This is a genomic window from Nocardioides sp. LHD-245 (assembly GCF_030929495.1).
GTDB lineage: Bacteria > Actinomycetota > Actinomycetes > Propionibacteriales > Nocardioidaceae > Nocardioides.
Genome location: NZ_JAVFWN010000004.1, coordinates 311855 through 337939, shown reverse-complemented (window position 1 = coordinate 337939; position 26085 = coordinate 311855). Strand labels below are relative to the sequence as shown.

Below are 26085 nucleotides of genomic sequence, written 5' to 3'. Positions count from 1 at the left end.
GCTCCTCTCGTTGAACCGGCGTCCTGCGTCCGTCGTAGCAGTCTGTACGACCGAGGACACGGAGGTGGGATGGATCGGGTTCAGGTGGGCCCGGCAGACGGGGTGACCGCCGTGCGCGCGGTCCTGGCCGGCGGCGTCGCGGTGCTGGCCGTCCGCGGCCTCGGCGACCCCCTGACCGGACGCATGACCGCCGTCCTGGTGGCCCTGAGCAGCGTGGCACTGCTCCTCGACGCCGTCGACGGGTACGTCGCGCGCCGTACCGGCACCTCGAGCGCGTTCGGTGCCCGCTTCGACATGGAGACCGACGCGTTCTTGATCGCGGTGCTCAGCGTCCACGTGGCACCACGGCTCGGCTGGTGGGTGCTCGCGATCGGCGCGATGCGCTACGCGTACGTCCTGGCCGGGTGGGCCCTGCCGTGGCTGCGCCGGCCGACTCCGCCGCGCTACTGGGCCAAGGTGGTCGCCGCCGTCCAGGGCGTCGTCCTGACGGTGGCGACGTCCGGGGTGCTGCCGGTGTCCGTGGCCGGCGTGGCCGTGGGGGCGGCCCTGCTGCTGCTCGTCGAGTCCTTCGGCCACGACGTCGTGTGGCAGTGGCGGCACCGGCACGACCCCGAGCCCGTCCGCCTCCCGCCCTCCGGACTGGTGAGCGCCGTCGCGGTGGTCGCCCTGTGGGTGGCGCTCGCCCCGCCGCGGGTGGCCGACGGCATCGGCCTCGGCGACATCGCCCGGATCCCCGTGGAGGGACTGGCCCTGGCCGGCGTGGCGATCGTGCTGCCGGCGCGCGGGCGGCGCGTCCTCGCCGTCGTGCTCGGACCGGTGGTCACGGCACTGGTGGTGCTGCGTGGGCTGGGCCTCGGCTTCGACGTCTACCTCGACCGGCCCTTCCACGTGCTCGGCGACTGGTCGTATCTGTCCAAGGGGTACGAGGTCGTCCGCGACACCCGCGGGACGCCGCAGGCGGTCCTCCTCGCCGCCGGTGCGGTGGCGCTGGTCGCGGGGCTGGCGGGCGTGCTGACCTGGGCCGCGTCCCGTGTCGCCCGCGTGTCGGCCGAGCACCCGCGAACGACCTGGCGCACGCTCGCGGCGCTCGGCACCGTGTGGGTCGTCTGCGCCGCCTTCGGCGGGCCGGTCGACCGGGTCGCCGCCGCCGGCTCCGCGGGCCTGGTGGTCGACACCGTCGACCAGGTCCGCGCCGACCACCGCGACACGGCCGTCTTCGCCCGGGTGATCGCGACCGACGCCTTCGCCGCGACCCCCGGTGACCGGCTGCTGGCCGGCCTGCTGGGGAAGGACGTGCTGCTGGTCTGGTTCGAGAGCTACGGCCGGGTGGCGCTCGAGGACAGCTGGTTCGCGCCGTCGGTCGTCGACGTGCTGGAGCAGGGGGACCGGGAGCTGGCCGCCGCCGGCTACGACGCGCGCAGCGCGTTCCTGACCTCGCCCACCTTCGGCGCCGGCAGCTGGCTGGCGCACGCGACCCTGCAGTCGGGGGTGTGGGCCGACAGCGAGCGCCGCTACGGGCAGCTCCTCGACAGCGACCGGCTCAGCCTGACCGCCGCCTTCGACCGCGCGGGATGGCGCACCGTGTTCGACGTACCGGCCAACACCCGCGACTGGCCCGAGGGGGCGGCGTACTACGGCTTCGACCGGCTCTACGACTCCCGTGACGTCGGCTACCGCGGGCCGCGGTTCGGGTATGCGTCGATGCCGGACCAGTACACCCTCGACCACCTCCGTCGCGTCGAGCTCACCCCCAGGGAGCGAAGGCCGGTGTTCGCCGAGGTCGACCTGGTCTCGAGTCACCACCCGTGGGCTCCGCTGCCGGCGGAGGTCCCGTGGGCCGACGTCGGCGACGGATCCGTGTACGACGGCATGCCCGACCGCGGGGAGGCGGCGGTCGACGGCGATCAGCATCCCCGGACCGCCCAGCGCAACTACGCCGCATCGGTGCGCTACACGTGGCGGACGCTGATCTCCTTCCTCACCACCTACCCCGACCCGAATCGCGTGGTGGTCATCGCCGGCGACCACCAGCCGCACTCGTTCGTGAGCGGCGAGGACCCCGGCCGTGACGTACCGGTCACGGTGCTGGCACAGGATCCCGGCGTGATCCGGCGGATCGGGGACTGGGCCTGGGAGCCCGGGATCCGTCCCTCACCGGACGCGCCGGTGTGGCGGATGGACGCCTTCCGCGACCGGCTGCTGACGGCCTACGGGCCGGCGGAGTGAACCGAGCGCCCCTCCGGCGCGTATTCCCCTCAAACGAGCGATCGGAGTGTGCGCGATGGGCATGCGAGTGATCGGTGCGCTGGCGGCCGTGGTGACCGCGGCGGTGCACCTCTACCTGTGGTTCGACGGCGTGCGCGACCAGGGCACGGTCGGCGCGCTGTTCGTGGTCAACGTGGTCGCGGGCATCGCGATCGCCGTCCTCCTGGTGGCCTGGCGGAGCTGGGTCCCGCTGCTCCTGCTCGCCGGCCTCGGCGCCACCACCCTCGTGGCGTTCGTCATCGCCACGACCGAGGGCCTGTTCGGCATCCACACGACGTGGGACAGCTGGTACGCGTGGGTGGCCGCGCTCGCCGAGATCCTCGCCGTCGTGGTGGCCGTGGCGGCGGCGTACGCCGAGGGCTGGCTCCGCTCACTCCGCCAGGCGGAGGACTGAGTAGCCCGACTCCGTCCGGACCTCGACGGCCGCGATGTCGTCGGGTGCCACCGACGTCGCCATGGTGACGTGGACCTCCCGCCCCGGCTCCGTGCGCCAGGTGCCGGCCTGCTCCGAGCGGCCGTCGGTCGCCGTCACGACGAGGACGTACGACGCCGGCCCGGTCTCCGGGCCCTGGTAGCTGCAGGTCAGGTCGATCTGCGTCCCCCACCGGCGTGCGGTCAGCGCCACCCAGCCGGAGGACCCGGTGCCGAGGGCGTCCATCCGCTGGGCGGCGGCGAGTTGTGGGCTCGGCCGCGGGCCGTCGTCGCCCAGGGTGGTGCCGATCCCCACCGCCACCAGCAGGAGCAGGACCGCGGCCGCGGCCACGGTCGAGGCGATCACGGCACGACGCCGGCCCCGCGACCGGCGTACCTGCGCCACCATGGCGGGCAGCAGCGTGACGGGGATCGGCTCGGCCGGCCGCAGCTGCTCGACAGCATCCGGCTGCACGCGGCCCAGCAGGCCCGGGAGACCGGCCAGGTCGCGCAGGGCGCGCGAGCAGTCGGCGCAGCCCGGCAGGTGCCGCTCGTACTCCGCCCGCTCCCCCGCGGCCAGCGCACCGAGGACGTAGGCGCCGTCGAGCCGGGTGTACGGGCAGCTCACGACGCCACCCCCGTCTCCTCGAGGATCAGGCGCAGAGCACGCAGGGCATAGTGGGTGCGGGACTTCACGGTTCCTTCCGGGATGTCGAGGCGGCGGGCGGCCTCGGCCACCGAGCGGCCGCGGTAGTAGCACTCGACGAGCACCGCCCGGTGGTCGTCGGAGAGCTGCCGCAGCGCGTCGGCGACGACCCAGGACAGCAGCAGCTCGTCGGTGCCGTCGGCGGCGACCTCGCCCGGCGGCTCCGCGGTCGCGAACTCGCGGTGCCCGCGGCGGGCACGCCACTCGTCGATCACGATATTGCGGGCGACCGTGAACAGCCAGGAGCGGACCGAGCCTCTCGACTCCGTGAGCACCGCGGCGTTGCGCCAGGCCCGCAGCATCGTCTCCTGGGCGACATCCTCGGCTCGCGCCCGATCGTTGCCGGTCAGGTGCAGACAGAAGCCCCACAGGGCTGCCGCGTGCTCGTCGTACAGCACCTGCATCGCCGTGGCCGGGTCCTCGGTCATCCGCACCTCCCGGCTGGGGATACGACCCGGAGGCCCGCTCGGTTCAACGGGCCGCCTCCGTGCAGACTAGGGTTGACCGGTGCGACTGGCCACCTGGAACGTCAACTCCCTGCGCACGCGGATCGACCGCGTCGAAGCCTTCCTCGACCGGCACGACATCGACGTGCTCGCCGTCCAGGAGACCAAGGCCCGTGAGGAGCAGCTGCCGCTGATGGGGCTGCAGGCGCGCGGCTACGAGGTCGCCGCCCACGGCCTCAACCAGTGGAACGGCGTCGCGATCCTCAGCCGGGTCGGCCTCGACGACGTCACCGTCGGCTTCCCCGAGCAGCCCGGCTTCGGCGACGCGCTCGAGGTCGAGGCCCGTGCGCTCGGCGCACTGGTGGGAACCGCAGGCGGGGGCGGTGGGGTACGGATCTGGAGCCTCTACGTCCCCAACGGCCGCAAGCCCGACGACCCCCATTACGTCTACAAGCTGGACTGGCTCTCGCGGCTGCGCGCAGCCGCCTCCTCGTGGCTCGACGTGCCGACGGCGCTGGTCGGCGACTGGAACATCTGCCCCACCGACGACGACGTCTTCGACGTCGCCCAGTTCAAGAACTCCACCCACGTCACCCCCGCCGAGCGGGCCGCCTTCCAGGCCTTCCTCGATGGTGGCTGGTCCGAGGTCACCCGCTCCCACGCCCCGGGCTACACGTACTGGGACTACTACCGGCAGCGCTTCGAGCGCGACCGCGGGCTGAAGATCGACTTCGTGCTCGGGTCGGCCTCCTTCGCCGAGCGGGTCACCAGCGCCTTCATCGACCGCGAGGAGCGTGACCCGGCGGTGTTCGCCGGCGCGCCGTCCGACCACGCTCCGGTGGTCGTCGACCTCGCCGACTGACCAGCGCGGGCCGTGCCGTCGGCTCAGAGTCCCTGCCACGCCGGCTTGGCGGCGTACACCTCGCGGTAGTGGTCGCGCCGCGCCAGCCCGGCAGCGGCCGAGCCGTCCGCCAGCACCGTGACGTGCGGGTGCAGCTGCAGCACCGACGCGGGGCACGACGCGGAGAGCGGGCCCTCGACAGCGGCGGCCAGCGCCGCCGCCTTGGCGGCGCCGGTGGCGAGGAGCAGCAGGTGCCGGGCGCGCAGGATGGTGCCGAGGCCCTGGGTGAGCACGTGTCGCGGCACCTCGGCGACGGACCCGAAGAACCGCGCGTTGTCGCGGCGGGTCTCCTCGGTCAGCGTCTTGAGCCGGGTCAGCGACGCGAGGGACGAGCCGGGCTCGTTGAAGGCGAGGTGGCCGTCGGTGCCGATCCCGAGGATCTGGACGTCGACCCCGCCGGCCGCGCGGAGGGCCTCCTCGTAGCGCTCCCCCGCGGTCGCGAGCTGGTCTGGGTCGGGCGACGGGCCGTGCACCCGGTCGGCCGGGATCCCGAGGGGGTCGGTGAGCTCGCGGGCGATGGTCGCGCGATAGCTCTCCGGGTGACCGGCCGGCAGGCCGACGTACTCGTCGAGGGTGAAGCACCGCACCCCGTCGTACGACGGCCCGGAGCCGGCCCGGTGCCGCCGGATCAGCTCGCGGTAGGTCGGCAGCGGAGTCGAGCCCGTCGCCAGCCCGAGCACCGCGGACCCCCTCCGGGCGCGCACCAGGCCCTCGACCACGTCGGCGGCGAGCCGCGCCACCTGCTCGGCGTCCGCCAGCGGGACGATCTCCATCAGTGCCCTCCTCCGTGCAGCAACCGGCCGCCCACCACGGTCGCGACCAGGTTCAGCTCGTCGTCGACCAGGGTCAGGTCGCCGCGCGCGCCGTGGACCAGCCGCCCTCGGGACGGGTCGTCGAGCAGGTCGGCCGCGACCGCGGTGCAACAGCCGACCGCCTCGGCGAGCGACCAGCCGGTCGCGGCCCGCAGCACGCGCAGGCACTGCGGCAGCGATGCCGCCGAGCCGGCGAGGGTGCCGTCCTCGAGCCGCACCGTCCCCTCCCGTACGACGACGGGCTGGTCCCCCAGCCGCGCAGGGCCGTCCGGCATGCCGAGCGCGGCGGTGCAGTCCGTCACGGCGAGCAGCCGGCCGGGGCCGAGGGCCCGCGCATAGACGGCCAGCGTCGCGGGGTGCAGGTGGTGCCCGTCCGCGATCACGCCGGCGACCAGCCGCGGGTCGGCCAGGGCGGCGCCGACCGGGCCCGGTGCGCGACCGGCGAGCGCGGGCATCGCGTTGCCGAGGTGGGTGACCGATCGGGCGCCGTGGTCCACGGCGGCGACGATCTGCTCGGGGCTCGCCTCGGTGTGCCCGACCGCGACCACGACGCCGCGCGCGGCCAGCGACGCCATGACGTCCAGCGCCCCCGGCAGCTCGGGGGCGACCGTCACCATCGCCACGCCGGCCTCCCGCGACCAGCCGGTCGTCACCCCCGCGGACGGCGGGACCAGCCAGGACGCCGGATGGGCGCCCTTGCGCCCGGGCGCGATCATCGGCCCCTCGAAGTGCAGGCCGAGCGGCCGGGCACCGGCCCATCCGGGCGGTGGTCCCGCCGCCAGTGCCGCGAGCGCGGCCGTCCGCGCGTCGGGAGACGAGGTGATGACCGTCGGCAGGAAGGCCGTCACGCCGAACACCGGGAGTGCCGCCGCCACCTCCCACAGCCGCTCCGGCTCACGGGTCACGTCGATCCCGGCCACGCCGTTGACCTGGAGGTCGATCAGCCCGGGCAGGACGTGGAGTCCGCCGGCGTCGTACCGGGGCACGTCGTGGCGGTCGTCGGCGGACACCCGACCGTCCACGATCGTCACGTCGACGGACCCGCCGACCACCCGCAGCGAGCTCATCGCGCCCCCAGCAGCGCGGCGCCCAGCGCTGCGACCGGGAGCTCCGACGGCGCCAGCCGCAACCGCCCGGGCAGGTCGAGCGAGCGCAGGAACGGCGACGCCGCCGCCTGCTCGGCCAGCGCATGGGCGACCGCGACCCGGAGCCGCTCCCCGACCTGCGCGACCCCGCCGCCGAGGACGACGACGGCCGGGTCGACGGTCAGCGCCACCAGGCGCACGGCGTCCGCGACCCGCGCTGCGAACCGGTCGCGCACGGCGACCGCCGCGGCGGAGCCCGACGCCGCCGCGTCGAAGAGTGCCTGGGCGGCGGGCCGCCCGTCGCCGGGCCACAGCGCGGCGATCGCCGAGCCGGAGGCGACCGTCTCCAGACAGCCGACCTGCCCGCACTCGCAGCGCGGACCGGCCGGGTCGATCGGGATGTGCCCGATCTCGCCGGCGGCGTTGCGCGAGCCGCGGCGCAGGGTCCCGTCGAGCACGAGCGCGGCGGCGAGTCCGGTGCCGAGGCTGAGGTACCCCAGGTCGGCGACCCCGAGCAGCGCCGCCGTCCCGAGCGCGGCGGCGTTGGCGTCGTTGTCGAGCACGACCCGGGCGCCGGTCGCGGCGGCGAGCCGCTCACCGAACGGGAACCCGTCGGCCACGCCCAGGTTGACGGCATGGCGCACGGTTCCGTGGGCCATGTCGACCAGCCCCGGGATGCCGACGCCGATCACCCCTCCGCTCGTGGGGGCGCCCACCGACGCCCGCAGCTTCGCGACCACCTCGGCCGCCGCGGCCACGACCGGCTCGCCGCCCGTCGGGCTCGCGACCCGCAGCGACGCCAGCACCTCGCCCCGCGGCGACGCCACGACGCCGAGGATCTTGGTCGCCCCGATGTCGAGTCCCAGCAGCGCGGTCACCGGCGCAGCCCCGCCTCTGCCAACAGCGCGGTCACCGCCGCGATCGAGGGCCGCCCGTTGCCCCGGGTGCAGATCCGCGCGTGCGGCGCGTCCTCCCATCCGGCCCGGGGGCCGGGCCAGCCCCATTCGACGACGACCAGCGGCCCCGGGTGCGCGGCCAGCATCGCCGCGACCTCCGGGCGCCGGTGCGCGTCGCGGACCTGGACGACGAGCGGTCCATCCGGAAGGGCGTCGCCACCCGCCGCCACCAGGTCCGGGACCAGCCCCCAGCGGCCCGCGCCGACCGCGATGTTCGCCTCGGTCTCGACGCTCACCAGCCGTGCCCCGGCCAGGTCCGGCAGCACCCCTTCGACGACGCAGGCCGCGCGTGCGGCCGTCGCCAGCTCGCCGGCCCCGGGCAGGTCCTCCCCGCCCCCGGACCCGCCGGCCCCGAGGCCTCGCCGGATCCGGCCCACCCGCTCCGCGGCGTCGTCGAGCCGGGCGCGGGGCAGGCGGCCGGAGGCGACGGCCGCCACCACCGCCGCCTGGACCTCCCGGACCAGCGCGGCGGGCTGGTCGGGGCCGAGACAGAGCAGGTCGCAGCCCGCGGCGAGGGCGAGGACGGCGGCCTCCGGGATGCCGCGGCCGGCGGAGGCGCCGGCCATGTCGAGGGCGTCGGAGACGATCGCGCCGTCGTACCCGAGCTCGGCGCGCAGCAGGCCGAGCACCGGCGCCGACAGGGTGGCCGGCGCGGACGGGTCCAGCTCCGGGACGAGGATGTGCGAGGTCATCACCGCCGCCGCACCGGCCGCGACGGCCGCCGCGAAGGGCACCAGCTCACGCGAGCGCGCCACGTCGAGACCGACCGGGAGCACCGGCAGGGTCAGGTGACTGTCCTGCGCCGTGTCGCCGTGGCCGGGGAAGTGCTTCACGCAGGCGGCCACGCCCGCGGCCTGCAGCCCGGCCACCCAGGCGGCCACGTGGCGGGCGACGAGCGCGGGCTCCGCGCCGAAGCTGCGGGTGCCGATCACCGGGTTGTCGGGGTTGCTGTTGACGTCGGCCACCGGACCGAGGTCGAGGTCGATGCCGGCCACGGCCAACTCCGCCCCCACCGCGGCTCCGACCCGGCGGGTCAGCGCGACGGAGTCGACCGCCCCCAGGACCGCGGCGCCCGGCACCGGGCTGGCCGAGCGCGGATGCAGCCGGGTGACGTCGCCGCCCTCCTCGTCCGTCGCGACCAGGACGTCGGCCCGGGCCCCGCGGATCGCGCCGACCAACGCGGCCGCGTCCGAGCTCGAGCCGGCGAGGTTGGAGCCGAACAGGCAGATCCCGCCCAGGCCCTCGGCCAGCAGCTCGGCCCACTCCGGCGGCAGCGCGGGACCCGCGAAGGACGCCAGCTGCACCCGCAGCGCCTGCGCGGCGACCCCGTCCAGCTCGTCGTCGATGCTCATCCCTTCACCGCGCCCGCGGTCAGACCGGAGACCATCCGGCGCTGGACGATGAGGAAGAAGACGATCACCGGGATCGTGATCAGCGTCGAGGACGCCATGATCGCGCCCCAGTCGACCCCGCGGCTGCGGGCGTCGGTGAAGGCGACCAGCCACACCGGCAACGTCTCCTTGGCCGGGTCGGTCATCACCACGACGGCGAGGGTGAACTCGTTCCACGCCTGGATGAACCCGAAGACCCCGGTCGCCACCAGGCCGGGCGCCAGCAGCGGCAGGGTGACCCGGAAGAACGCCTGGGTCCGCGAGCAGCCGTCCATCATCGCCGCCTCCTCGAGATCGCGCGGGACGCCGTCGACGAACCCGCGCAGGGTCCACACGGTGAACGGCAGCACGCTGGCGACGTACACGAGGGTCAGGCCGATGACGGAGTTGAGCAGGCCCATCCCGTCGAGCATCTTGTACTGGCTGATGAACAGCGCCTCCGCCGGGATCATCTGGATGAGCAGCAGCGTGAGGATGAAGGTACGCCGGCCGCGGAACCGGAACCTGCTGACCGCGACCGCGGCCAGGAATGCGAACAGGATCGCCACCCCGACAGTCAGCAGCGTCACGCTCAGGCTGGTGACCATCGCGTCCGCGAAGTCGGCGTCGCCGAGGATCTTGCGGTAGTTGTCGAGCGTCCCGCGCCAGGGGAACAGGACCGGATCCTCGCCCTTGATCTCGTTGCGGGGCAGGAAGGACCGGCTGACCATCCAGTAGACCGGGAACGCACAGGCCAGCAGGACCAGGATCCCGACCAGGTCGGCGCCGACCCGGACGGGGGCGGGAGTACGACGGGCCATGGCGATCAGTCCTCCTGCTTGAGCATCAGCCGGACGTACGGCGCGGTCAGCACGATCGTCAGCACCAGCATGAACATCGCGGCCGCGGCCGCGGTGCCGAAGTCACCGCCCTTGATGCCGAGCGTGTAGATGTAGGTGCCGAGCAGGTTGGTGTCCTTGCTGACACCGCCGGCCTTCTGGAGCGTGTAGATCTGCGTGAACACCCGCAGGTCCCAGATCACCTGCAGCAGGATCACCACGAGCAGCACCGGCCGGATTGCCGGGAGCACGACGTGGACGAACCGCTGCCAGGTGCCGGCGCCGTCGATCTCGGCCGCCTCGAGCACGTCCTCGGGCACCTGGGTGAGGGCCGCGTAGAGCGTGAACACGACGAACGGGACGCTCATCCAGACCACGACGATCGTCGCGACGAGGAAGAACGACCACGGCTCGAGCAGCCAGCCGTGGCCGGTGAAGTCGCCACCGGCCTTCGTCAGCAGCCAGTTCACGACGCCGTACTCGGTGTCGAAGAGGAACTGCCACACCGTCATCGCCGCCACGACCGGCATCGCCCAGGCCAGCAGCAGCCCGCACTGGGCGAGGATCCGCACCGGTCGGCTCATCCGGGCCATGAGCAGCGCCAACCCGAGCCCGATGGCGAAGGTCAGGCCGGCGTTCACGAAGCAGAACGCGACGGTGCGCAGCACCACGACCCACAGTCCGCTGTCGGTCAGCAGGTCGCGGTAGTTGCCGAGCCCGGCCCACTCCGGCGGCGCACCGAACTGCTGGGCGAGCCCGAACTCCTGGAGCGACAGCACCACCTGCCGCACCAGCGGGTAGCCGAGAGCCAGCGCGAGCAGGGCGACGGCCGGCAGCACGAGCCCCAGCGGGAGGCTACGACGACCCATCAGATCCTCCCCTTCCTCCGGACGGCCGCGTGGCGCCCGGCAGCGTGGCGCACGGCGGCGAAGCGGCCCGGTGCGCGCCGGGGGGCCTAGTGCACAACATCATGGTCTGCTGTGCGACTGAGGCTCGGCGGCGCGCACCGGATGCGACACGCTCGGGCAAATCCAATCAGTTGAGCTCGGCGTCGATCTGCTCGTCGGCCTCCGCGGCGAGCTTCTCGACATCGCCGCCCTGCGCGATCCGGCTGTAGAGATCCTCGAGGACGAACTTGCCCTCGACGGTGGCCCAGCTGGCTGCCGGCGGGGTCAGCTTGGCGTTCGACGCCGCCTCGATGGTGGCCTGGGCGAACTCGTCGTCGCCGAGCTTGCTCGCGTAGGACTGCTTGGCCGGGGTGAGGCCGGCCTCGGCGAGGATCGTCTGGTAGTCCTCGCTCAGCATCAGCTCGACGGCGGCACGGGCCAGGTCCTGGTGCGGCGACTTCGCCGAGATCGCGATGTTCGAGCCGCCGAGGAGCACCGGCGCGGGCGCGCCGTCGCTGCCCGGGAGGGCGAAGACGCCGACCTGCTCGGCGAGCTCGGGACAGCCGCTCTCCTCGTCGGTGAGCATGCCGTAGACCCAGCCGGGGCGCGACATCATGCCGATCTTGCCTGCGCAGAACGGCGTGACCGGGTCGGACTCGTTGGCGTCGGCGGGGGCGCCGGAGGCCGAGGTGTAGAGGTCCTGGAAGGTCTCGAGTCCCTTGATCGACTCCGGCGAGGAGAGCGTCGCCTGCCAGCCGTCGCCGTCGGGCGCGGCGAAGTCGCCGCCGGCGTCCCAGAGGAAGGCCGCGCCGTCGCGCCAGTCCTTGCCCGGCAGCCAGTAGCCCGAGAAGTCGGCCTGGCCGCTGTCCTGCTTGAGCTTCTTCGCCGCCGCGACGAAGTCGGCCATGGTGGCCGGGACCTCGGTGACGCCGGCCTTCTCGAAGAGGTCCTTGCGGTAGAAGACGTAGGTCGACCCGGCGTAGTAGGGCACCGCGAAGGTCTTGCCGTCCACCGAGCCCGCCTCGACGAAGCCGGGCAGCAGGTCGTCGCCGCCGAGGCCGTCGAGGTCGCCCGTGAGGTCGCTGAACGCGCCGACGGTGGTGAAGGTCGCCGCCTGGGTGTTGCCGACCTCGACGACGTCGGGGGTCTGGTCGGTCGAGGTGAGGGCCGTGGTCAGCCGTTCGACGAGCCCCTCCCACTCCTGCTGCTCGATCGTCAGCGTGGAGCCGGGATGCTCGTCCTCGAAGGTCTCCTTCAGCCAGGCCCGCGCATCGTCGGGTGTGTCGGCACCGTTGAGCCAGACCACGATCTCGGCCTTGCCCGAGCCGCCCTTCGACCCGTCGCCGTCACCGTCGTCGGATCCGCATGCACTGGTCGCGCCCAGCAGGGCGGTGACCGCTACGACGGCCACGCTCCTGAGCGCCTGCTTCTTGTTGAATCGCACCGCTTGCTTCCCTTCGGTCTTCCTCACGGTCAGGACACCCCCAGCTCGCCGGCGAGCACGACGCCCGTCGCCCCGGCGAGAACCCCGTCGTCGCCCAGGGACGACGTACGGACGACGAACTGCTGGGCCGAGACCGGCATCACCCGGTCCCGGACCGCCTGCTCGGCGACGCGAGCCAGCGGCTCGACCAGATCGGCCGGTCCACTGAGCACGACCTCGCCGAGGTTGAGCGTGGCGACGACCGGCGCCAGCGCCTGGCCGAGGCGGTCCCCCGCGTCGGCCAGCACCGCGTCGGTCTCACCGCTCGGGGCCGCGGCCAGCTCGCGGCGCAGCCGCGGGACGGCCAGGTAGGTCTCCAGGCAGCCGGGTCGGCCACAGCCGCACAGCGGCCCCTGGGGGTCCACCTGGACGTGGCCGATCTCGCCGGCGGCACCGCCCTGCCCGTGCAGCAGCGCACCGCCGAGCACCAGCCCGGCGCCGACGCCGGTGCTCAGCCGGAGCAGCAGCAGGCCGCCCTCACCTCGGCTGCCGAAGACGAACTCCCCCATCACCGCCGTGTTCGCGTCGTTGGCGACGTAGACCGGGACGTCGAGGGCGGTGGCGAGGTCGTCGGCCAGGTGCAGGTCGCGCCAGCCCAGGTTCGGCGCGTCGAGGACGACGCCGTCCGGCGTGACGACACCCGGCGTGGCCACCGCGACCCCGAGCAGCGGACGGCTGCTGCGGGCGATCAGGTCCGCCGCGAACTCGCGCACGAGGGCGACGGCGTCGGCGCCGCGTCGGCCCGCGCGCGGGCGGGCGTCGCGCAGCACCACCCGACCCTCCAGCGTGAGCACCGCACCGGCGACCTGGTCGTCGACCGACAGGTCGATCGCGACGACGTGCTTGGCGTCGGCCACCAGGCCGACGAGGGTCGGCGGCTTGCCGACCCGGCTCTCGACGGGCGTGCCCAGCTCCTCGACGAGGCCCTCGGCGAGCAGCTCGGCGACCAGGTCGGAGACGGTGACCCGGGTCAGTCCACTGCTGCGGGCGAGGTCGGCGCGACTGGCGGGGCCGGCGGCGAACAGCTCCTGGAGCAGCATCGAGCGGTGGTGCCGACGGGAGTCGGCCCGGTCGAGCTTGATCCGCTCACGGGGCGAGCGGGTGGTCGGGCTGCGCCAGGACATGTTTGTTAGTTCAGCACACTTACATATACCCTCGCAAGGGCAGAATGCGATCCAGATCACACGGATCTCTCAAGGAGCAGCGATGGCCAGCATCACCTTCGAGGGCGCGCAGCGGTGGTACGCCGCCGCGGACGCCCCCGCCGTGCCCGGGATCGACCTCGTGGTCGAGGACGGGGAGTTCCTCGTCCTGGTCGGCCCGTCGGGCTGCGGCAAGACCACCACCCTGCGGATGCTCGCGGGCCTCGAGGACGTCGACGCCGGCCGGATCCTCATCGGCGAGCGCGACGTCACGCGGCTCGCCCCCAAGGACCGCGACATCGCCATGGTGTTCCAGAGCTACGCGCTCTACCCCCACAAGACGGTGCGCGAGAACCTCGGCTTCGCGCTCCGGATCGCCAAGGTCGAGCGCACGGAGCGCGAGCGCCGGGTCGCCGGCGTGGCGGAGCTGCTCGGCCTGACCGAGCTGCTCGACCGCAAGCCCAAGCAGCTCTCCGGCGGCCAGCGCCAGCGCGTCGCGATGGGCCGGGCGATCGTCCGCTCGCCGCAGGTGTTCTGCATGGACGAGCCGCTGTCCAACCTCGACGCGAAGATGCGCGTCCAGACCCGCAGCGACATCGCCCGGCTGCAGCGCGAGCTCGGCGTCACCACGGTCTACGTCACCCACGACCAGGTCGAGGCGATGACCATGGGCGACCGGGTCGCGGTCATGAACGCCGGCGAGATCCAGCAGGTCGACGCGCCGCTGGCGCTCTACGACCGCCCGGCCAACCTGTTCGTGGCCGGCTTCATCGGCTCGCCGCAGATGAACCTGCTGGCCGCCGACGTCGGCCCGCACGGGCTCACGCTGGGTGGGCATCGCGTCCCGGTCGACCCCGGCACCCGCGCCTGCCTCACTGCCGAGGTCACCGTCGGGGTCCGGCCGGAGGCATGGGCGCTGGTCGCGCCCGGGGACGGCGTGCCGGTCCGGGTGAGCCTGGTCGAGGAGCTCGGCTCCGACGGCTTCGCCCACGGCACCGCCGACCTCGGTGACCGCACCGCCACCGTCGCGGTGCGGCTGCCCTCGCGCGGCCACGTGGGCCCCGACGACGTCCTGCACGTCGCCGTGCCCGAGGGCGCCGCCCACGTCTTCGACACGGCCAGCGGTCGCCGGCTGAGTCCCTGAAATGGTCGGGGGCATGCCCTAGCGTGAAGGAGTGAGCAGCGCGACCCTGTGGGAGGAGGGCCGCCGTCCCGGACGGGAGGTGGTCGCACTCGCGGTCGCGCTGCTGCTGACCGCGACCGTGCTCGACCTGCTCCTCTCCGAGCGGCTCGGGCTGTTCTTCGACCTGGCCTTCGTGACGATCTGCGTCGGGGCCGCCCTCACCGTCCGGCCCCGCGACTTCTTCACGGTCGGGGTGCTGCCGCCGCTGGCCATGGCGCTGGTGATCGTGCTGCTGGCGCTCAGCGACCGCGCCAGCATCGCCCGCGCCGACGACGGCATCGCGCAGGCCGCGATCGCCGGGCTGTCCCGGCACGGCATCGCCCTGGGCCTCGGGTACGCCGCGTGCCTGGGCCTGCTCGCGCTGCGGCGCTCCTTCGTGGAGCGTCGCCGGGCCTGAGCCGTCGCCGCGGGTCGCTACATGGGCCCGACGTGCGTGCCGCAGCGGCGCTTCTTCGTCCCGGTCTCGACGGTGTCAGAGGTCGACAGGTACCGCGCCCACGGGCCGGTCTGGTGCGCGACGCAGATCTGGAAGGTCGCGCCGTAGCCGTTCGTGCCGTAGCTGGCGATCCGGTTGCCCTTGGCGAACTTCACGCCGTAGGTCTTCTCGAAGTGCAGCAGGTCGATATCGCCGGCCCCGGTCGGGTAGGGACCGCCGGCGGCGATCGCGCGCACGACTCCAGCAGCGGTGAGCACGTCGGCCACGGCGTTGTCGACCCGGGTCTGCACCACCTGCTGCTGCAGGATGCGAGCGGCCTTGCCGCACGCCGAGTGCGAGCCCCGGACCGCGTTGCGGGTCGCCCGGAAGGTCCGCTTGCGCCGGGAGTCGTAGAACCAGGCGGCCTTCTTGCCGCTCATGCTCCGCGCGGCGTTGGTGAAGATGCAGAACTGCTTCACGCTGACCCGTAGGTAGCCCACCTTGGGCGAGGTGACCAGGGCGGCGTTGGCGTAGCCGTCGTCGGGCGCGGCACCGGTGGCCTTGCGGTGCTTGCGGACGGCCTTGGCCGTCTTGAGGACCTTGGCCCGGTCGGAGCCTGCGCTGTGCCGCTCGACCGGCCCGGCGGGCCCGGGGGTGCCGGCGGTGGAGACACCGGCCGCGGGGCCGATGACGAGAGCGAGGGAAAGGACGGCGGCAACGACGTACTTCACGAGAATCCCTTCGATGACGGACACGGACGCAATGCGGTCTAGAAGCGGTCGGGGTCGCCGGCGCCGCGGCGCAGGATCTCGGGCGCGCCGTCGGACCAGTCCACGACGGTGGTGGGCTCGGCCGGGGTCTCCCCCGCTTCGACGACGACGTCGACCTCGTGGTCGAGGTCCTCCTTGATCTCCCAGCCCATGGTGCGCGGCTCGGTCTCCCCCGGCAGGATCAGGGTGGAGGTCAGCAGCGGCTCGCCGAGCTCCGCGAGCAGCGCCTGCACGAAGGTGTGGTCGGGGATCCGGACCCCGACGGTGCGCTTCTTCGGGTGCAGCAGCCGTCGCGGCACCTCCGGCATGGCCGGCAGGATGAAGGTGTAGGGCCCCGGTGTCGCGGCCCGGATCGCCCGGAAGGCGGCGTTGTCGACGTGGACCAGCTGTCCGAGCTGGGAGAAGTCGCGGCACACGAGGGTGAAGTGGTGCTTGTCGTCGAGGCCGCGGATGCGCAGGATCCGGTCGCGCCCGTCGCGGTTGCCGATCCGGCAGCCCAGCGCGTAGCCGGAGTCGGTCGGGTAGGCGATCAGGGCGTCGTCCTGCAGGGCCGCGACGATCTGCTGCAGCGTGCGCGGCTGCGGGTTGTCCGGGTGGACGTCGAGATAGCGCGCCATCGGTCGTCTCCGCTCAGGCCCGGCCGGCGGCCTTGAGGTCGCGGTGCAGCTCCTTGGGCAGGGAGAACGCCAGGGTCTCCTCCGCGGTCTGGACCGGACGGGCGTCGGGGTATCCGCGCTCGGCGAGATAGCCCAGCACCTCCTGGACCAGGTGGTCGGGGACCGAGGCGCCGGAGGTGACGCTGACCGAGCGCACCCCGTCGAGCCAGGACTCGTCGAGCTCGGAGACGTCGTCGATGCGGTACGACGCCTTGGCGCCGGCCTCGAGCGCGACCTCGACCAGTCGCACCGAGTTGGACGAGTTGGCCGAGCCGACCACGATCACGAGGTCGGCGGTGGCGCCGATCTCCTTGACCGCGACCTGGCGGTTCTGGGTCGCGTAGCAGATGTCGTCACTGGGCGGGTCCTCGAGCTGCGGGAACTTCACGCGCAGCCGGCGCACCGTCTCCATGGTCTCGTCGACGCTCAGCGTCGTCTGCGAGAGCCACGCGAGCTTGGCGCCCTCGGGCAGGTCCAGGGTGTCGACGTCGTCGGGGTGCTCGACCAGGATCGTCTGGTCCGGCGCCTCGCCCGCGGTGCCCTCGACCTCCTCGTGCCCCGCGTGCCCGATGAGCAGGATCGTGTAGCCCTCGCGCGCGAACCGGACCGCCTCGCGGTGCACCTTGGTGACCAGCGGGCAGGTCGCGTCGATCGTCTTGAGGTCGCGGTCGGCGGCCTGGCTGTGCACCGCGGGCGAGACGCCGTGGGCGGAGAACACCACCGTCGCGCCGACCGGCACCTCGTCGAGCTCCTCGACGAAGATGGCGCCACGGGACTCGAGGTTGGACACGACGTGCTTGTTGTGGACGATCTGCTTGCGGACGTAGACCGGCGAGCCGTAGAGGTCCAGCGCCTGCTCGACCGTGACCACGGCCCGGTCGACGCCGGCGCAGTAGCCGCGCGGGTCGGCGAGCAGCACCTCCCGCTCGGCGTCCTCCAGCAGGCGCGGCGTACCCAGGTCGATCGTCATGGGCCCCAGTCTACGGACCGGCGACGCCACGGCCGAGTCGTCACGACCTGCGCCGCAGGGCACGACGGCCGGGGTTTGCGGTCGGCACCGCTCGGGAGGATGAGGACATGGCCCTGCCCCCTCCTCCCCCGGCATCGGGACCGCCGCCTGTCCCGGCGCCCCCGGCCCCGCCGACGGCGTCGCGCCGGCCCACCGCGGGATCGCCCCTGCCCGTGGTCCTGCCCTTCGTCCTGCTCGGCGTCCTGCTCCTGGCCCACCTGGTGCACTACCTCCTCCCGGGCTGGCTGTTCGCCGAGCGTCGGACTCCCCTGTCCCCCGACGTCGGCATCGCGCTCACCGTGGTGCTGATGCTGCTCTACGCCGGCCTGGTGGCCCTGGTCGCCCGGACCCCCGGCCGGCGACTGGTCGCCGCGCTCGTCGCCGCGTCGACCATCCCGGTCCAGATCGCGTTGCACGTCGCCCTCAGGACGGCGGACTTCGACTCGGTCCGTGAGATCGAGATCCTCACGACCTGGGGGGCGACGCTCATCGCCGTGGTCCAGGTCGCCGCCTGGGGCATCGCCCGGCGGGAGGGCCGGGTGTGGCCGGTCGGCCTCGTTGCGCTCCCCGTCGTCGCCGCGCTCCAGTGGGCCGTGCGCTTCGACGTCGCCCAGCTGGTGACCGACGTGGTCCCGGGCGACGGAACGGCCTCGGTGCTGGTCGCCTGGACGATCTTCTGGGCCTGGTTCGTCGTGCCCGTCCTGCTCACCGGCCTGCTCTGCTTCGTGATCGACGAGGCGACTCGGAAAAGCAGATCGACCCGTCGCGCTTGAACGCGACGGGTCGATCCGGTGGACCTGATCAGGCCTTGTCGGTGTCCTCGGTGGACTCCTCGGCGGGAGCCTCCTCGGCGACCTCGGCCTCGGCCTCGGCGGCCTCAGGGGCGTCGGTCTCCTCGACCTCGGCGACCTCGGTCTCCGCCTCGACCTCAGGGGCGTCGGTCTCCTCGACCTCGGCGGCCTCGGCCTCGGGGGCCTCCTCGGCCGGAGCCGGGGCAGCCGGAGCCTTGGCCGTCGGCGCGGACGGCGCGTAGGCCTCGGTCACCAGCTCGATGACGGCCATGGGGGCGTTGTCGCCCGCACGGTTGCCGATCTTGGTGATCCGGGTGTAGCCGCCCGGACGCTCGGCGAAGGTCGGCGCGATGTCCGCGAACAGGGTGTGGACGACACCCTTGTCCCGGATGAACTTGAGGACCTCGCGGCGCTGGTGCAGCGGGTTCTCGCCGGCGTGGGCCTTCTTGGCCTTGGTGATCAGCTTCTCGGCGTACGGGCGCAGCGTGCGCGCCTTGGCCTCGGTGGTCGTGATCCGGCCGTGCTCGAAGAGCGCGGTGGCCAGGTTCGACAGGATGAGGCGCTGGTGCGCGGCGCCACCGCCGAGGCGGGGACCCTTCTTGGGCTTGGGCATTGCTTTCTCGCTTTCCTGCCCGGCCGTACGAGGTACCGGGTGCTGGGTCCGGCCGTGTCAGGTACCGGAATCTGTACCGGGACGGATCCGCCCCGGCGTGCTGCTGCGGTGCTGCCGTGCTGTCTGCTGCCACGGTGCCGCCGTGTGTCTTGCTGCCACGGTGCTGCCGTGCTGTCTTGCCGCCACGGTGCCGCCGTGCGTCTTGCCGCCAGACCGACGGTGGTCCTACGGAAGCCAACCGCGGTGTGAGTGGGTCGCCCGGCGGCGAAGCCGCATCGGGTGACGACCCTGGGCCCGAAGGGTCCGGGCGAGTCACCCGATAGGCGACCCACTCACACCATCAGACTCAGAACTCCTCGGACTCGATGAACGACTCGTCGTCGTCCTCGTCGTCGGAGTAGTTGGCCAGGGCGGCCGACGGGTCGAAGCCCGGGGCGCTGTCCTTGAGGGACAGGCCCATCTCGTGCAGCTTCGCCTTGACCTCGTCGATGGACTTCGCACCGAAGTTGCGGATGTCCAGCAGGTCCTGCTCCGAGCGGCTGATGAGCTCACCCACGGTGTGGATGCCCTCGCGCTTGAGGCAGTTGTAGGACCGCACGGTCAGCTGCAGGTCCTCGACCGGCAGGGCCAGGTCGGCGGCGAGCTGCTCGTCGACGGGCGACGGGCCGATGTCGATGCCCTCGGCCTCGACGTTGAGCTCACGGGCCAGGCCGAAGAGCTCGACCAGCGTCTTTCCGGCCGACGCGATGGCGTCGCGGGGCAGGATGGACGGCTTGGTCTCGACGTCGATGACGAGCTTGTCGAAGTCGGTGCGCTGCTCGACACGGGTGGCCTCGACCTTGTAGGTCACCTTGAGGACCGGGCTGTAGATCGAGTCGACCGGGATCCGGCCGATCTCGTTGTCGGCGCCCTTGTTCTGGACGGCCGAGACGTAGCCGCGGCCCCGCTCCACGACGAGCTCGAGCTCGAGCTTGCCGTTGTCGGAGAGGGTGGCGATCTTCAGGTCGGGGTTGTGGACCTCGACGCCGGCCGGCGGCGCGATGTCGGCACCCGTGACGTCACCGGCACCCGACTTGCGCAGGTACATGGTGACCGGCTCGTCGTGCTCCGAGGAGACGACGAGGCCCTTGAGGTTGAGGATGATCTCGGTGACGTCTTCCTTGACGCCCTCGATCGTCGAGAACTCGTGGAGGACACCGTCGATCTTGATGCTCGTGACCGAGGCACCGGGGATCGAGGACAGGAGGGTACGACGCAGCGAGTTGCCGAGCGTGTAGCCGAAGCCGGGCTCGAGGGGCTCGATGACGAAGCGCGACCGGAACTGGTCGACGGTCTCCTCCGACAGGGTGGGGCGCTGTGCGATGAGCACTTGTTTCGTTCCTTTCCGGGCCGACCGCTATATGAGGACCCAGACGTGGTGCGGATGGAGAAGAGGGACTGCGGGATGACGCTGCCCGCCCCGGGCTCCTCACTGTCGGAGGGCGACCGGGACGGGCTCGCGATCACTTCTTGGAGTAGTACTCCACGATGAGCTGCTCCTGGATCGGCAGGTCGATCTGCTCGCGCACGGGCAGCTGGTGCACCAGGACGCGCATGCGGTTCGGGAGCGCCTCGAGCCACGCCGGGACGATCCGCTCGCCGTGGGTCTCGCGAGCCACGATGAAGGGGGTCATCTCGAGCGACTTCTCACGCACGTCGATGATGTCGTACTGGGTCACCTGGAAGGACGGGATGTCGACCTTCTTGCCGTTGACCAGGAAGTGACCGTGGGTCACCAGCTGGCGGGCGTGGCGACGCGTCCGGGCGAAGCCGGCGCGGTAGACCACGTTGTCGAGACGGCACTCCAGCAGCTGGACGAGGTTGTCGCCGGTCTTGCCCTGGCGACGCGCAGCCTCCACGTAGTACTTGTGGAACTGCTTCTCCAGCACGCCATAGGTGTAGCGCGCCTTCTGCTTCTCCTGCAGCTGGTTGCGGTACTCGCTCTCCTTGATCCGCGCCCGGCCGTGCTGGCCCGGGGGGTAGGGGCGCTTCTCGAAGGCGGCGTCGCCGCCCACGAGGTCGACGCCGAGACGGCGCGACTTCTTGGTCAGGGGTCCGGTGTAACGGGCCATGTCGGTTCTCCTCTAAGTCTCTCGTCGCCGGTCAGACGCGCCGGCGCTTCGGCGGGCGGCAGCCGTTGTGCGGGGCGGGGGTCACGTCCTGGATGGTGCCGACCTCGAGGCCGATCGCACCCAGCGAGCGGATCGCCGTCTCGCGGCCCGAGCCCGGGCCCTTGACGAAGACGTCGATCTTCTTCATGCCGTGCTCCATCGCCCGCCGGCCGGCGGCCTCGGCGGCCATCTGAGCGGCGTACGGGGTGGACTTGCGGGAGCCCTTGAAGCCGACGGTGCCGGCAGAGGCCCACGAGATCACCGCACCGGTCGGGTCGGTGATCGTGACGATCGTGTTGTTGAACGTGCTCTTGATGTGGGCCTCGCCCTGAGCGACGTTCTTCTTCTCCTTGCGGCGCACCTTCTTGGCGCCCGCGCGAGCCTTGGGAGGCATGCAGTATCTCCTTGAGAAAGCTGGTCAGTGTGAGAGGCGGGTGTCGAGCCGGTGCCGAAGCAGGGCTCAGATCACTTGGCCTTCTTCTTGCCGGCAACCGTGCGCTTCGGGCCCTTGCGGGTGCGAGCGTTGGTCTTGGTGCGCTGACCGCGGACCGGAAGGCCCATGCGGTGACGGCGACCCTGGTAGCTGCCGATCTCGATCTTGCGGCGGATGTCGGCCTGAACTTCGCGACGGAGGTCACCCTCGATCTTGAAGTTCGCCTCGATCTCGTCGCGAAGCTTGACCAGCTCCTCGTCACCCAGCTCGTGGACGCGGAGGTCGGGGCTGACGCCCGTGGCCTCCAGCAGCTGCTGGGCGCGGGTACGGCCGATGCCGTAGATGTAGGTGAGTGCGACCTCGATGCGCTTGTCGCGCGGCAGGTCGACTCCGACGAGGCGTGCCATGGTGGCTTCCCTTTCGAACGGTCACGGTGGTGTGGTCGTGATGCATCCGGGCGGTCTTGCTCGTTGTGCCCAGCTCCGGCCATCCGCTCCGGAGGTGATTCGGCCCTGGGGCCTAAGCGATCACGTTGTGAGTTATTCAGTTGTCCCGGCCGCTACGGCCGGCAGCGTGGCGCCCGGCGGCGAAGCCGCATCGGCGACAAGCGTGGGCCCGAAGGGCCTGCGCGCCGTCGTCGATGGGCGACACGCTCGGCCCAAACTAACCCTGCCGCTGCTTGTGGCGCGGGTTCTCGCAGATCACCATGACGCGGCCGTGGCGACGGATCACCTTGCACTTGTCACAGATCTTCTTCACGCTCGGGTTGACCTTCATGTCAGCCCTTTCTTGCTAGTGGCGGAGAGGTGAGCCGGCGGCTCACTTGTAGCGGTAGACGATCCGGCCCCGCGACAGGTCGTACGGCGAGAGCTCCACCACCACACGGTCCTCGGGGAGGATCCGGATGTAGTGCTGCCGCATCTTGCCGCTGATGTGAGCGAGGACCTTGTGGCCGTTGCTCAGCTCGACTCGGAACATGGCGTTCGGAAGGGCCTCCACGACGGAGCCCTCCATCTCGATGACGCCTTCTTTCTTCGCCATGTCTCACAATCTGCTCGGGGATGTTTCGTGCTACCGGTGGCCCGGGAACCTCTCAGTTGCCCATGGGCAACTGAGTGGACCTCGTGGATCCGTGCACCACACACAGAACCCACGTTGGACCGACACGCCAGTCTATGTGCAGGCGCCAACGAACTCCCAATCGCCGGGAGGCGAGGCGCCGCCCGCTCAGCCGGCCAGGAGCTCCAGGGTCCGCTCACGCGCGGGCGAGGTGCTCGCGGCGGTGCCGCGGAGGGCACCGCCGACCGGGTTCACCATCACCTCGTCGACTCCGTACGACGCCGCGAGCTCGCCCAGCTCGGCGCGCGCCGTGGCGGCGTCTCCGATCACCCAACGCCGCCGCATCGCGTCGACCAGGCTCTCCTGGCCCTCGGGCAGGCCGGCCTCGACGATGGTCTCGGCGTCCTCGACCGTGCGCTGGGCGACCAGCGGCTGGCCGGTGCGCAGGGCGAGCATCTGGAGCAGCTGCGGGAGCGCGAGACGACCCGCCTCCTCCGCGGTGTCGGCCACCGAGGCGTTGACGGTGAGGAAGGTCCGTGGCTCGGCCAGCTCGGGCGAGGGCCGGAAGGTGGAGCGGTACAGCTCGAGCGCCTCGGCGGTGCCGGAGCCGGAGAAGTGGTGGGCGAAGACGTAGGGCATGCCCTTCTCCGCGGCGAGCCGGGCGGAGTAATCGGAGGAGCCGAGCAGCCAGATCTGCGGCACCGACTGCGCCGCGGGGGTGGCCTTGAGGACGTGCTGGGAGCCGCGCAGGGCCAGCCCGACGCCGGCCGGCTCCATCATGGCGAGCACGTTGTCGACGTACTCGGGGAAGCGGGTGACCGCCTCGTCGCTCACACCGCCGGCCCCGTGGCGCAGCGCCCAGCTGGTGACCGGGTCGGAGCCGGGGGCACGGCCGATGCCGAGGTCGATCCGTCCCGGGAAGGCCGCCTCGAGGAGCGCGAACTGCTCGGCGACGACGAGGGGCGCGTGGTTGGGGAGCATGACGCCGCCCGAGCCGACCCGGATCCGCCCGGTCGCCGAGGCGACGAGCCCGATCACGATGGGCGGGCTGGTCGCCGCCACCGCCGGCATGTTGTGGTGCTCGGCCAGCCAGTAGCGGCGGTAGCCGAGCCGGTCGGCGGTCCGCGCCAGATCCAGGGTCGCGGCGAGCGCGTCCCCCGTGGACTGGTCACTGCGGACGGGGACGAGGTCGAGGACGGAGAGCGCGAGAGACATCCCTGACACAAGGCGCCGGGCGGTCCCGGCATTCCCGGTGGCGCGAGCTCAGTCGTCGGAGGTGGCGCTGCGGCGCACGAGCAGCAGGCCGATCCCGAAGGCAGCGGCGCCGAGCAGGACCAGCATGCCCAGGTCCATCAGGTAGTGCCCCGCTCCGCTCTGCGCGATCCAGTCCGCCCGGTCGGTCCCCGCGAACCGGTCGACGAGCTGGATGGCCGAGGCGGAGGCCGCGTAGCCCCAGCGCGACGGGGAGAGCCAGGCGAGCTGCTCGAGGCCGGCGCGGCCGGCGATCTCGAAGAGGGCGCCGGACAGGACCAGCTGCAGCATCACCAGCCCGACCAACGCCGGCATGGTCTGCTCACTGCTGGTCACGAGCGCGGAGAGCGCGAGGCCGATCACGACCATGACCGCGGACAGGACCGCGATCGCGAGGGCGACCCGGAAGGTGCCCGCGGTGCCGTCGGCGCCGGGCAGGCCGACTGTCGCGAGGAAGGTGACGACCAGACCCTGGACGAACGCGGCGGCGCCGAGGACGAGGAACTTGCTGGTGAAGTAGATGCCTGGCGAGAGGCCGACGGCGTACTCCCGCCGGAAGATGGGGCGCTCCCCCACGAGCTCACGGATCGCCAGCGCCGTGCCCATCAGGCAGGCGGCGACGATGAGCACCGTGAGCCGCTGTTGCGCCTCACCGACCCGGCCGGCCGACGCGGCGACGGAGATGCCGTCGGAGCCGGGCACGACGCGGCTCAGCCCACCGAGGATGAGCGGGAGCAGCACGAGCATGCCGAGCAGCAGCCGGTCGGCGAGCACGACGGCCAGGTTGCGCCGGACCAGCGTGCCGAGCTGCCGGGCCACGGACTGCCGCGGCGGAGCGGGTACGGCGCCGCCGTGGGACTGCCGCGGCAGGGACGCGGTGTCGACGGCGTGCTGCTGGGCGGGGATCCGCTGCCAGAGGTCGGGCTCGTCGAGCAGGTCGAAGACCTCCGGATAGGTCGTCACGCCGAAGTGGGCGAGGACCCCGGCCGGCGGGCCGAAGTACGCGATCCGGCCACCCGGCGCGAGCACGAGCACGTCGTCGCAGACGTCGAGCGCCAGGACCGAGTGGGTGACGACCATGACGACGCGACCGTCGTCGGCGAGACTGCGCAGCTGACGCATGACCTCGAGGTCGAGGCCGGGGTCGAGGCCGGAGGTCGGCTCGTCGAGGAAGAGCAGCGGCGGCGCGGTGAGCAGCTCGGTGGCGATGGAGACCCGCTTGCGCTGGCCGCCGGAGAGCTGGCTCCCGATCCGGTTGTCGAGCCGCTGGGTGAGCTGCATCTGCTCCGCGACGGTCCGCACCCGGTGGTCCCACTCCGCCGCTGTCGTGTCGGGCGGGAGCCGGAGCTGGGCGGCGAAACGCAGCCCCTGGCGGACCTTCAGCTGCGGATGGAGGATGTCCTGCTGCGGCACCAGGCCGATCTGGAAGCGGAGCTGGTCGTAGTGCTCGTAGAGATCGTGCCCCTGCCAGATCACCCGGCCGTGGCTGGCCGGCCGGAGACCGGTGAGCGCGCCGAGCAGGGTCGACTTGCCGGACCCGGACGGGCCGATCACCGCGGTGAGGCTGCGCGGCTCGAGCCGGAAGGAGACGTTCTCGATCAGTCGCCTGCCACCGCCGACGACCTGGGTCAGCCCGTCGGCGTACAGCGTGAGCTCGTGGGCCGTCGCCGAGGCGATCAGCTGCCGCCCGTCCCAGCGGAAGGTCTGGTTGCCGAAGATGACCTCGGCCCCGACCGGGAGCGGCGCGGCGCCCTGCACCCGCCGTCCGTCGACGAAGGTGCCGTTGAACGAGCCGAGGTCCTGCAGCACCGCGAGCGCGGTCGGTGTCGCGGGAGCCAGCCGCGCGTGGTGGCGGCTGACGAGCGGGTCGGCGAGGACGATGTCGTTGCCCTGGTCGCGGCCGATGGTGAGCGTGCCGCCTGCCCGCAGCTGCTGCGGCAGGACGACGGAGTGGCCGTGCGGCAGCTGTCCCGGCGGGAGCACGCCGGCCGGGCGCCAGGCGTCGACCGGCCCGCCGCTCGCGGGGACCTGCGGCGGCGGGAGGTTCGTCCAGAACTCCCCCGGCGCCGCCGGCTCCGGGGCGGGCGACGGCACCGGGGCGGGCGGCGGCACCGGCCGCGAGGCCGCCGCCACCACGTTGACGACGACCTGCTCACCGGCGGGCCCGCCGAGGTGCAGGCTGAGCGGCGCGCCGGTCAGCGGCAGCCGGGTGACCCGCCGTCCGGCGACGTAGGTGCCGTTGCTGCTGGCGTCGACCACGACCCAGCCGGCCTCCTCGACCTGCAGGACGGCGTGGTGCCGCGACGCCCGGGCGTCGGTGACGGGGACGTCGCAGTCGAGCTCGCGCCCGACCACGACCCGCGGGCCGGCGAAGGTCCGGGTCCGGCCGGCCCACTGCACCTGGAGTCGATCCACGACCGACACCCTAGTGTCGGACCGGCCGCCGGACCCG

At 72.7% G+C, this 26085-nt stretch carries 28 protein-coding genes; 6 read left to right on the top strand and 22 right to left on the bottom strand.

Features of this window, described 5'->3' with window-relative positions:
* Positions 1-69: 69 nt before the first annotated feature.
* A complete protein-coding gene (locus tag RB608_RS08995; protein WP_308087467.1) occupies positions 70-2226 on the top strand; it encodes a CDP-alcohol phosphatidyltransferase family protein in 2157 nt (718 codons plus the stop codon).
* A 55-nt stretch (positions 2227-2281) separates the two neighbouring features.
* The gene (locus tag RB608_RS08990) at positions 2282-2659 is read left to right on the top strand and encodes a hypothetical protein (protein ID WP_308087466.1); all 378 of its coding nucleotides are present in this window, start codon (positions 2282-2284) and stop codon (positions 2657-2659) included.
* On the opposite strand, the gene RB608_RS08985 is transcribed toward RB608_RS08990, so the two are convergent.
* Entirely contained in the window at positions 2636-3304 is a 669-nt protein-coding gene (locus tag RB608_RS08985) for a zf-HC2 domain-containing protein (RefSeq protein ID WP_308087465.1), read from the bottom strand. The genes RB608_RS08990 and RB608_RS08985 overlap by 24 nt on opposite strands.
* Positions 3301-3810: a sigma-70 family RNA polymerase sigma factor gene (locus RB608_RS08980; RefSeq protein ID WP_308087464.1), complete on the bottom strand. Its 510-nt coding sequence runs from the start codon at positions 3808-3810 to the stop codon at positions 3301-3303. Before RB608_RS08980 ends, RB608_RS08985 begins: the two co-directional genes overlap by 4 nt.
* Positions 3811-3889: 79 nt before the next feature.
* Here RB608_RS08980 and RB608_RS08975 point away from each other — a divergent pair, with 79 nt between their 5' ends.
* On the top strand, positions 3890-4690 hold the full coding sequence (locus RB608_RS08975; protein ID WP_308087463.1) for an exodeoxyribonuclease III: 801 nt from the start codon (positions 3890-3892) through the stop codon (positions 4688-4690).
* Between the two features lie 23 nt (positions 4691-4713).
* Here the strand turns inward: RB608_RS08975 and nagB are convergent, their stop codons facing one another.
* From nagB to RB608_RS08935, 8 genes are all read right to left on the bottom strand, one after another.
* Complete coding sequence (gene nagB / locus RB608_RS08970; protein WP_308087462.1) at positions 4714-5502, bottom strand: glucosamine-6-phosphate deaminase; 789 nt, start codon at positions 5500-5502, stop codon at positions 4714-4716.
* Positions 5502-6608, bottom strand: a complete 1107-nt coding sequence (gene nagA / locus RB608_RS08965) for an N-acetylglucosamine-6-phosphate deacetylase (RefSeq protein ID WP_308087461.1) — start codon at positions 6606-6608, stop codon at positions 5502-5504. The genes nagB and nagA overlap by 1 nt, the downstream gene beginning before the upstream one ends.
* The gene (locus RB608_RS08960) at positions 6605-7504 is read right to left on the bottom strand and encodes an ROK family protein (RefSeq protein ID WP_308087460.1); all 900 of its coding nucleotides are present in this window, start codon (positions 7502-7504) and stop codon (positions 6605-6607) included. Before RB608_RS08960 ends, nagA begins: the two co-directional genes overlap by 4 nt.
* Positions 7501-8934: a glycoside hydrolase family 3 N-terminal domain-containing protein gene (locus RB608_RS08955; RefSeq protein WP_308087459.1), complete on the bottom strand. Its 1434-nt coding sequence runs from the start codon at positions 8932-8934 to the stop codon at positions 7501-7503. The genes RB608_RS08960 and RB608_RS08955 overlap by 4 nt, the downstream gene beginning before the upstream one ends.
* The gene (locus tag RB608_RS08950) at positions 8931-9773 is read right to left on the bottom strand and encodes a carbohydrate ABC transporter permease (protein ID WP_308087458.1); all 843 of its coding nucleotides are present in this window, start codon (positions 9771-9773) and stop codon (positions 8931-8933) included. Before RB608_RS08950 ends, RB608_RS08955 begins: the two co-directional genes overlap by 4 nt.
* Before the next feature lie 5 nt (positions 9774-9778).
* Complete coding sequence (locus tag RB608_RS08945) at positions 9779-10660, bottom strand: sugar ABC transporter permease (protein WP_308087457.1); 882 nt, start codon at positions 10658-10660, stop codon at positions 9779-9781.
* Between the two features lie 166 nt (positions 10661-10826).
* Complete coding sequence (locus tag RB608_RS08940; RefSeq protein ID WP_308087456.1) at positions 10827-12122, bottom strand: extracellular solute-binding protein; 1296 nt, start codon at positions 12120-12122, stop codon at positions 10827-10829.
* Between the two features lie 29 nt (positions 12123-12151).
* Positions 12152-13285 carry an ROK family protein gene (locus tag RB608_RS08935; RefSeq protein ID WP_308087455.1) on the bottom strand — a complete coding sequence of 378 codons (1134 nt, stop codon included), beginning with the start codon at positions 13283-13285 and terminating at the stop codon, positions 12152-12154.
* 82 nt (positions 13286-13367) lie between these two features.
* Here RB608_RS08935 and RB608_RS08930 point away from each other — a divergent pair, with 82 nt between their 5' ends.
* Both RB608_RS08930 and RB608_RS08925 read left to right on the top strand, forming a co-directional pair.
* The gene (locus RB608_RS08930; protein ID WP_308087453.1) at positions 13368-14447 is read left to right on the top strand and encodes a sn-glycerol-3-phosphate ABC transporter ATP-binding protein UgpC; all 1080 of its coding nucleotides are present in this window, start codon (positions 13368-13370) and stop codon (positions 14445-14447) included.
* A gap of 31 nt (positions 14448-14478) precedes the next feature.
* Complete coding sequence (locus tag RB608_RS08925; RefSeq protein WP_308087452.1) at positions 14479-14883, top strand: DUF6542 domain-containing protein; 405 nt, start codon at positions 14479-14481, stop codon at positions 14881-14883.
* Positions 14884-14900: 17 nt separating this feature from the next.
* Here the strand turns inward: RB608_RS08925 and RB608_RS08920 are convergent, their stop codons facing one another.
* From RB608_RS08920 to RB608_RS08910, 3 genes are read right to left on the bottom strand one after another with little or no spacing between them, the layout of a single operon-like run.
* Complete coding sequence (locus tag RB608_RS08920; protein ID WP_308087450.1) at positions 14901-15632, bottom strand: hypothetical protein; 732 nt, start codon at positions 15630-15632, stop codon at positions 14901-14903.
* Positions 15633-15670: 38 nt separating this feature from the next.
* A complete protein-coding gene (locus tag RB608_RS08915) occupies positions 15671-16288 on the bottom strand; it encodes an L-threonylcarbamoyladenylate synthase (RefSeq protein WP_308087449.1) in 618 nt (205 codons plus the stop codon).
* A 13-nt stretch (positions 16289-16301) separates the two neighbouring features.
* Complete coding sequence (locus RB608_RS08910; RefSeq protein WP_308087448.1) at positions 16302-17297, bottom strand: 4-hydroxy-3-methylbut-2-enyl diphosphate reductase; 996 nt, start codon at positions 17295-17297, stop codon at positions 16302-16304.
* 107 nt (positions 17298-17404) lie between these two features.
* Here RB608_RS08910 and RB608_RS08905 point away from each other — a divergent pair, with 107 nt between their 5' ends.
* Positions 17405-18109 carry a hypothetical protein gene (locus RB608_RS08905; protein ID WP_308087447.1) on the top strand — a complete coding sequence of 235 codons (705 nt, stop codon included), beginning with the start codon at positions 17405-17407 and terminating at the stop codon, positions 18107-18109.
* Positions 18110-18137: 28 nt separating this feature from the next.
* Here RB608_RS08905 and rplQ read toward each other — a convergent pair whose 3' ends face one another.
* The 9 genes from rplQ to RB608_RS08860 form a co-directional block, all read right to left on the bottom strand.
* A complete protein-coding gene (gene rplQ, locus RB608_RS08900) occupies positions 18138-18740 on the bottom strand; it encodes a 50S ribosomal protein L17 (RefSeq protein ID WP_308087446.1) in 603 nt (200 codons plus the stop codon).
* A 346-nt stretch (positions 18741-19086) separates the two neighbouring features.
* A complete protein-coding gene (locus RB608_RS08895) occupies positions 19087-20109 on the bottom strand; it encodes a DNA-directed RNA polymerase subunit alpha (RefSeq protein WP_141797602.1) in 1023 nt (340 codons plus the stop codon).
* 133 nt (positions 20110-20242) lie between these two features.
* Positions 20243-20851: a 30S ribosomal protein S4 gene (gene rpsD, locus RB608_RS08890; protein WP_308087445.1), complete on the bottom strand. Its 609-nt coding sequence runs from the start codon at positions 20849-20851 to the stop codon at positions 20243-20245.
* A 31-nt stretch (positions 20852-20882) separates the two neighbouring features.
* Positions 20883-21284, bottom strand: coding sequence for a 30S ribosomal protein S11 (rpsK, locus tag RB608_RS08885; protein ID WP_038681087.1), 402 nt, complete (start codon positions 21282-21284; stop codon positions 20883-20885).
* Positions 21285-21355: 71 nt separating this feature from the next.
* Complete coding sequence (rpsM, locus tag RB608_RS08880) at positions 21356-21730, bottom strand: 30S ribosomal protein S13 (RefSeq protein WP_036547929.1); 375 nt, start codon at positions 21728-21730, stop codon at positions 21356-21358.
* A 256-nt stretch (positions 21731-21986) separates the two neighbouring features.
* Complete coding sequence (gene rpmJ, locus RB608_RS08875; protein WP_008361054.1) at positions 21987-22100, bottom strand: 50S ribosomal protein L36; 114 nt, start codon at positions 22098-22100, stop codon at positions 21987-21989.
* A 42-nt stretch (positions 22101-22142) separates the two neighbouring features.
* Complete coding sequence (gene infA, locus RB608_RS08870; RefSeq protein WP_028656368.1) at positions 22143-22364, bottom strand: translation initiation factor IF-1; 222 nt, start codon at positions 22362-22364, stop codon at positions 22143-22145.
* Between the two features lie 186 nt (positions 22365-22550).
* Positions 22551-23597 carry an LLM class flavin-dependent oxidoreductase gene (locus RB608_RS08865; RefSeq protein WP_308087443.1) on the bottom strand — a complete coding sequence of 349 codons (1047 nt, stop codon included), beginning with the start codon at positions 23595-23597 and terminating at the stop codon, positions 22551-22553.
* A 48-nt stretch (positions 23598-23645) separates the two neighbouring features.
* Positions 23646-26048, bottom strand: coding sequence for an FHA domain-containing protein (locus RB608_RS08860; protein ID WP_308087442.1), 2403 nt, complete (start codon positions 26046-26048; stop codon positions 23646-23648).
* Positions 26049-26085 lie beyond the last annotated feature (37 nt).

What these genes read in the sequence shown, in the direction of transcription:
- RB608_RS08995 (WP_308087467.1), top strand. Translation starts at nt 70, where the DNA reads ATGGATCGGGTTCAGGTGGGCCCGGCAGACGGGGTGACCGCCGTGCGC.
- RB608_RS08990 (WP_308087466.1), top strand. Translation starts at nt 2,282, where the DNA reads ATGGGCATGCGAGTGATCGGTGCGCTGGCGGCCGTGGTGACCGCGGCG.
- RB608_RS08980 (WP_308087464.1), bottom strand. Translation starts at nt 3,810, where the DNA reads ATGACCGAGGACCCGGCCACGGCGATGCAGGTGCTGTACGACGAGCAC.
- nagB (WP_308087462.1), bottom strand. Translation starts at nt 5,502, where the DNA reads ATGGAGATCGTCCCGCTGGCGGACGCCGAGCAGGTGGCGCGGCTCGCC.
- nagA (WP_308087461.1), bottom strand. Translation starts at nt 6,608, where the DNA reads ATGAGCTCGCTGCGGGTGGTCGGCGGGTCCGTCGACGTGACGATCGTG.
- RB608_RS08955 (WP_308087459.1), bottom strand. Translation starts at nt 8,934, where the DNA reads ATGAGCATCGACGACGAGCTGGACGGGGTCGCCGCGCAGGCGCTGCGG.
- RB608_RS08950 (WP_308087458.1), bottom strand. Translation starts at nt 9,773, where the DNA reads ATGGCCCGTCGTACTCCCGCCCCCGTCCGGGTCGGCGCCGACCTGGTC.
- RB608_RS08945 (WP_308087457.1), bottom strand. Translation starts at nt 10,660, where the DNA reads ATGGGTCGTCGTAGCCTCCCGCTGGGGCTCGTGCTGCCGGCCGTCGCC.
- RB608_RS08935 (WP_308087455.1), bottom strand. Translation starts at nt 13,285, where the DNA reads ATGTCCTGGCGCAGCCCGACCACCCGCTCGCCCCGTGAGCGGATCAAG.
- RB608_RS08930 (WP_308087453.1), top strand. Translation starts at nt 13,368, where the DNA reads ATGGCCAGCATCACCTTCGAGGGCGCGCAGCGGTGGTACGCCGCCGCG.
- RB608_RS08915 (WP_308087449.1), bottom strand. Translation starts at nt 16,288, where the DNA reads ATGGCGCGCTATCTCGACGTCCACCCGGACAACCCGCAGCCGCGCACG.
- RB608_RS08910 (WP_308087448.1), bottom strand. Translation starts at nt 17,297, where the DNA reads ATGACGATCGACCTGGGTACGCCGCGCCTGCTGGAGGACGCCGAGCGG.
- RB608_RS08905 (WP_308087447.1), top strand. Translation starts at nt 17,405, where the DNA reads ATGGCCCTGCCCCCTCCTCCCCCGGCATCGGGACCGCCGCCTGTCCCG.
- rplQ (WP_308087446.1), bottom strand. Translation starts at nt 18,740, where the DNA reads ATGCCCAAGCCCAAGAAGGGTCCCCGCCTCGGCGGTGGCGCCGCGCAC.
- rpsD (WP_308087445.1), bottom strand. Translation starts at nt 20,851, where the DNA reads ATGGCCCGTTACACCGGACCCCTGACCAAGAAGTCGCGCCGTCTCGGC.
- rpsK (WP_038681087.1), bottom strand. Translation starts at nt 21,284, where the DNA reads ATGCCTCCCAAGGCTCGCGCGGGCGCCAAGAAGGTGCGCCGCAAGGAG.
- rpsM (WP_036547929.1), bottom strand. Translation starts at nt 21,730, where the DNA reads ATGGCACGCCTCGTCGGAGTCGACCTGCCGCGCGACAAGCGCATCGAG.
- rpmJ (WP_008361054.1), bottom strand. Translation starts at nt 22,100, where the DNA reads ATGAAGGTCAACCCGAGCGTGAAGAAGATCTGTGACAAGTGCAAGGTG.
- infA (WP_028656368.1), bottom strand. Translation starts at nt 22,364, where the DNA reads ATGGCGAAGAAAGAAGGCGTCATCGAGATGGAGGGCTCCGTCGTGGAG.
- RB608_RS08865 (WP_308087443.1), bottom strand. Translation starts at nt 23,597, where the DNA reads ATGTCTCTCGCGCTCTCCGTCCTCGACCTCGTCCCCGTCCGCAGTGAC.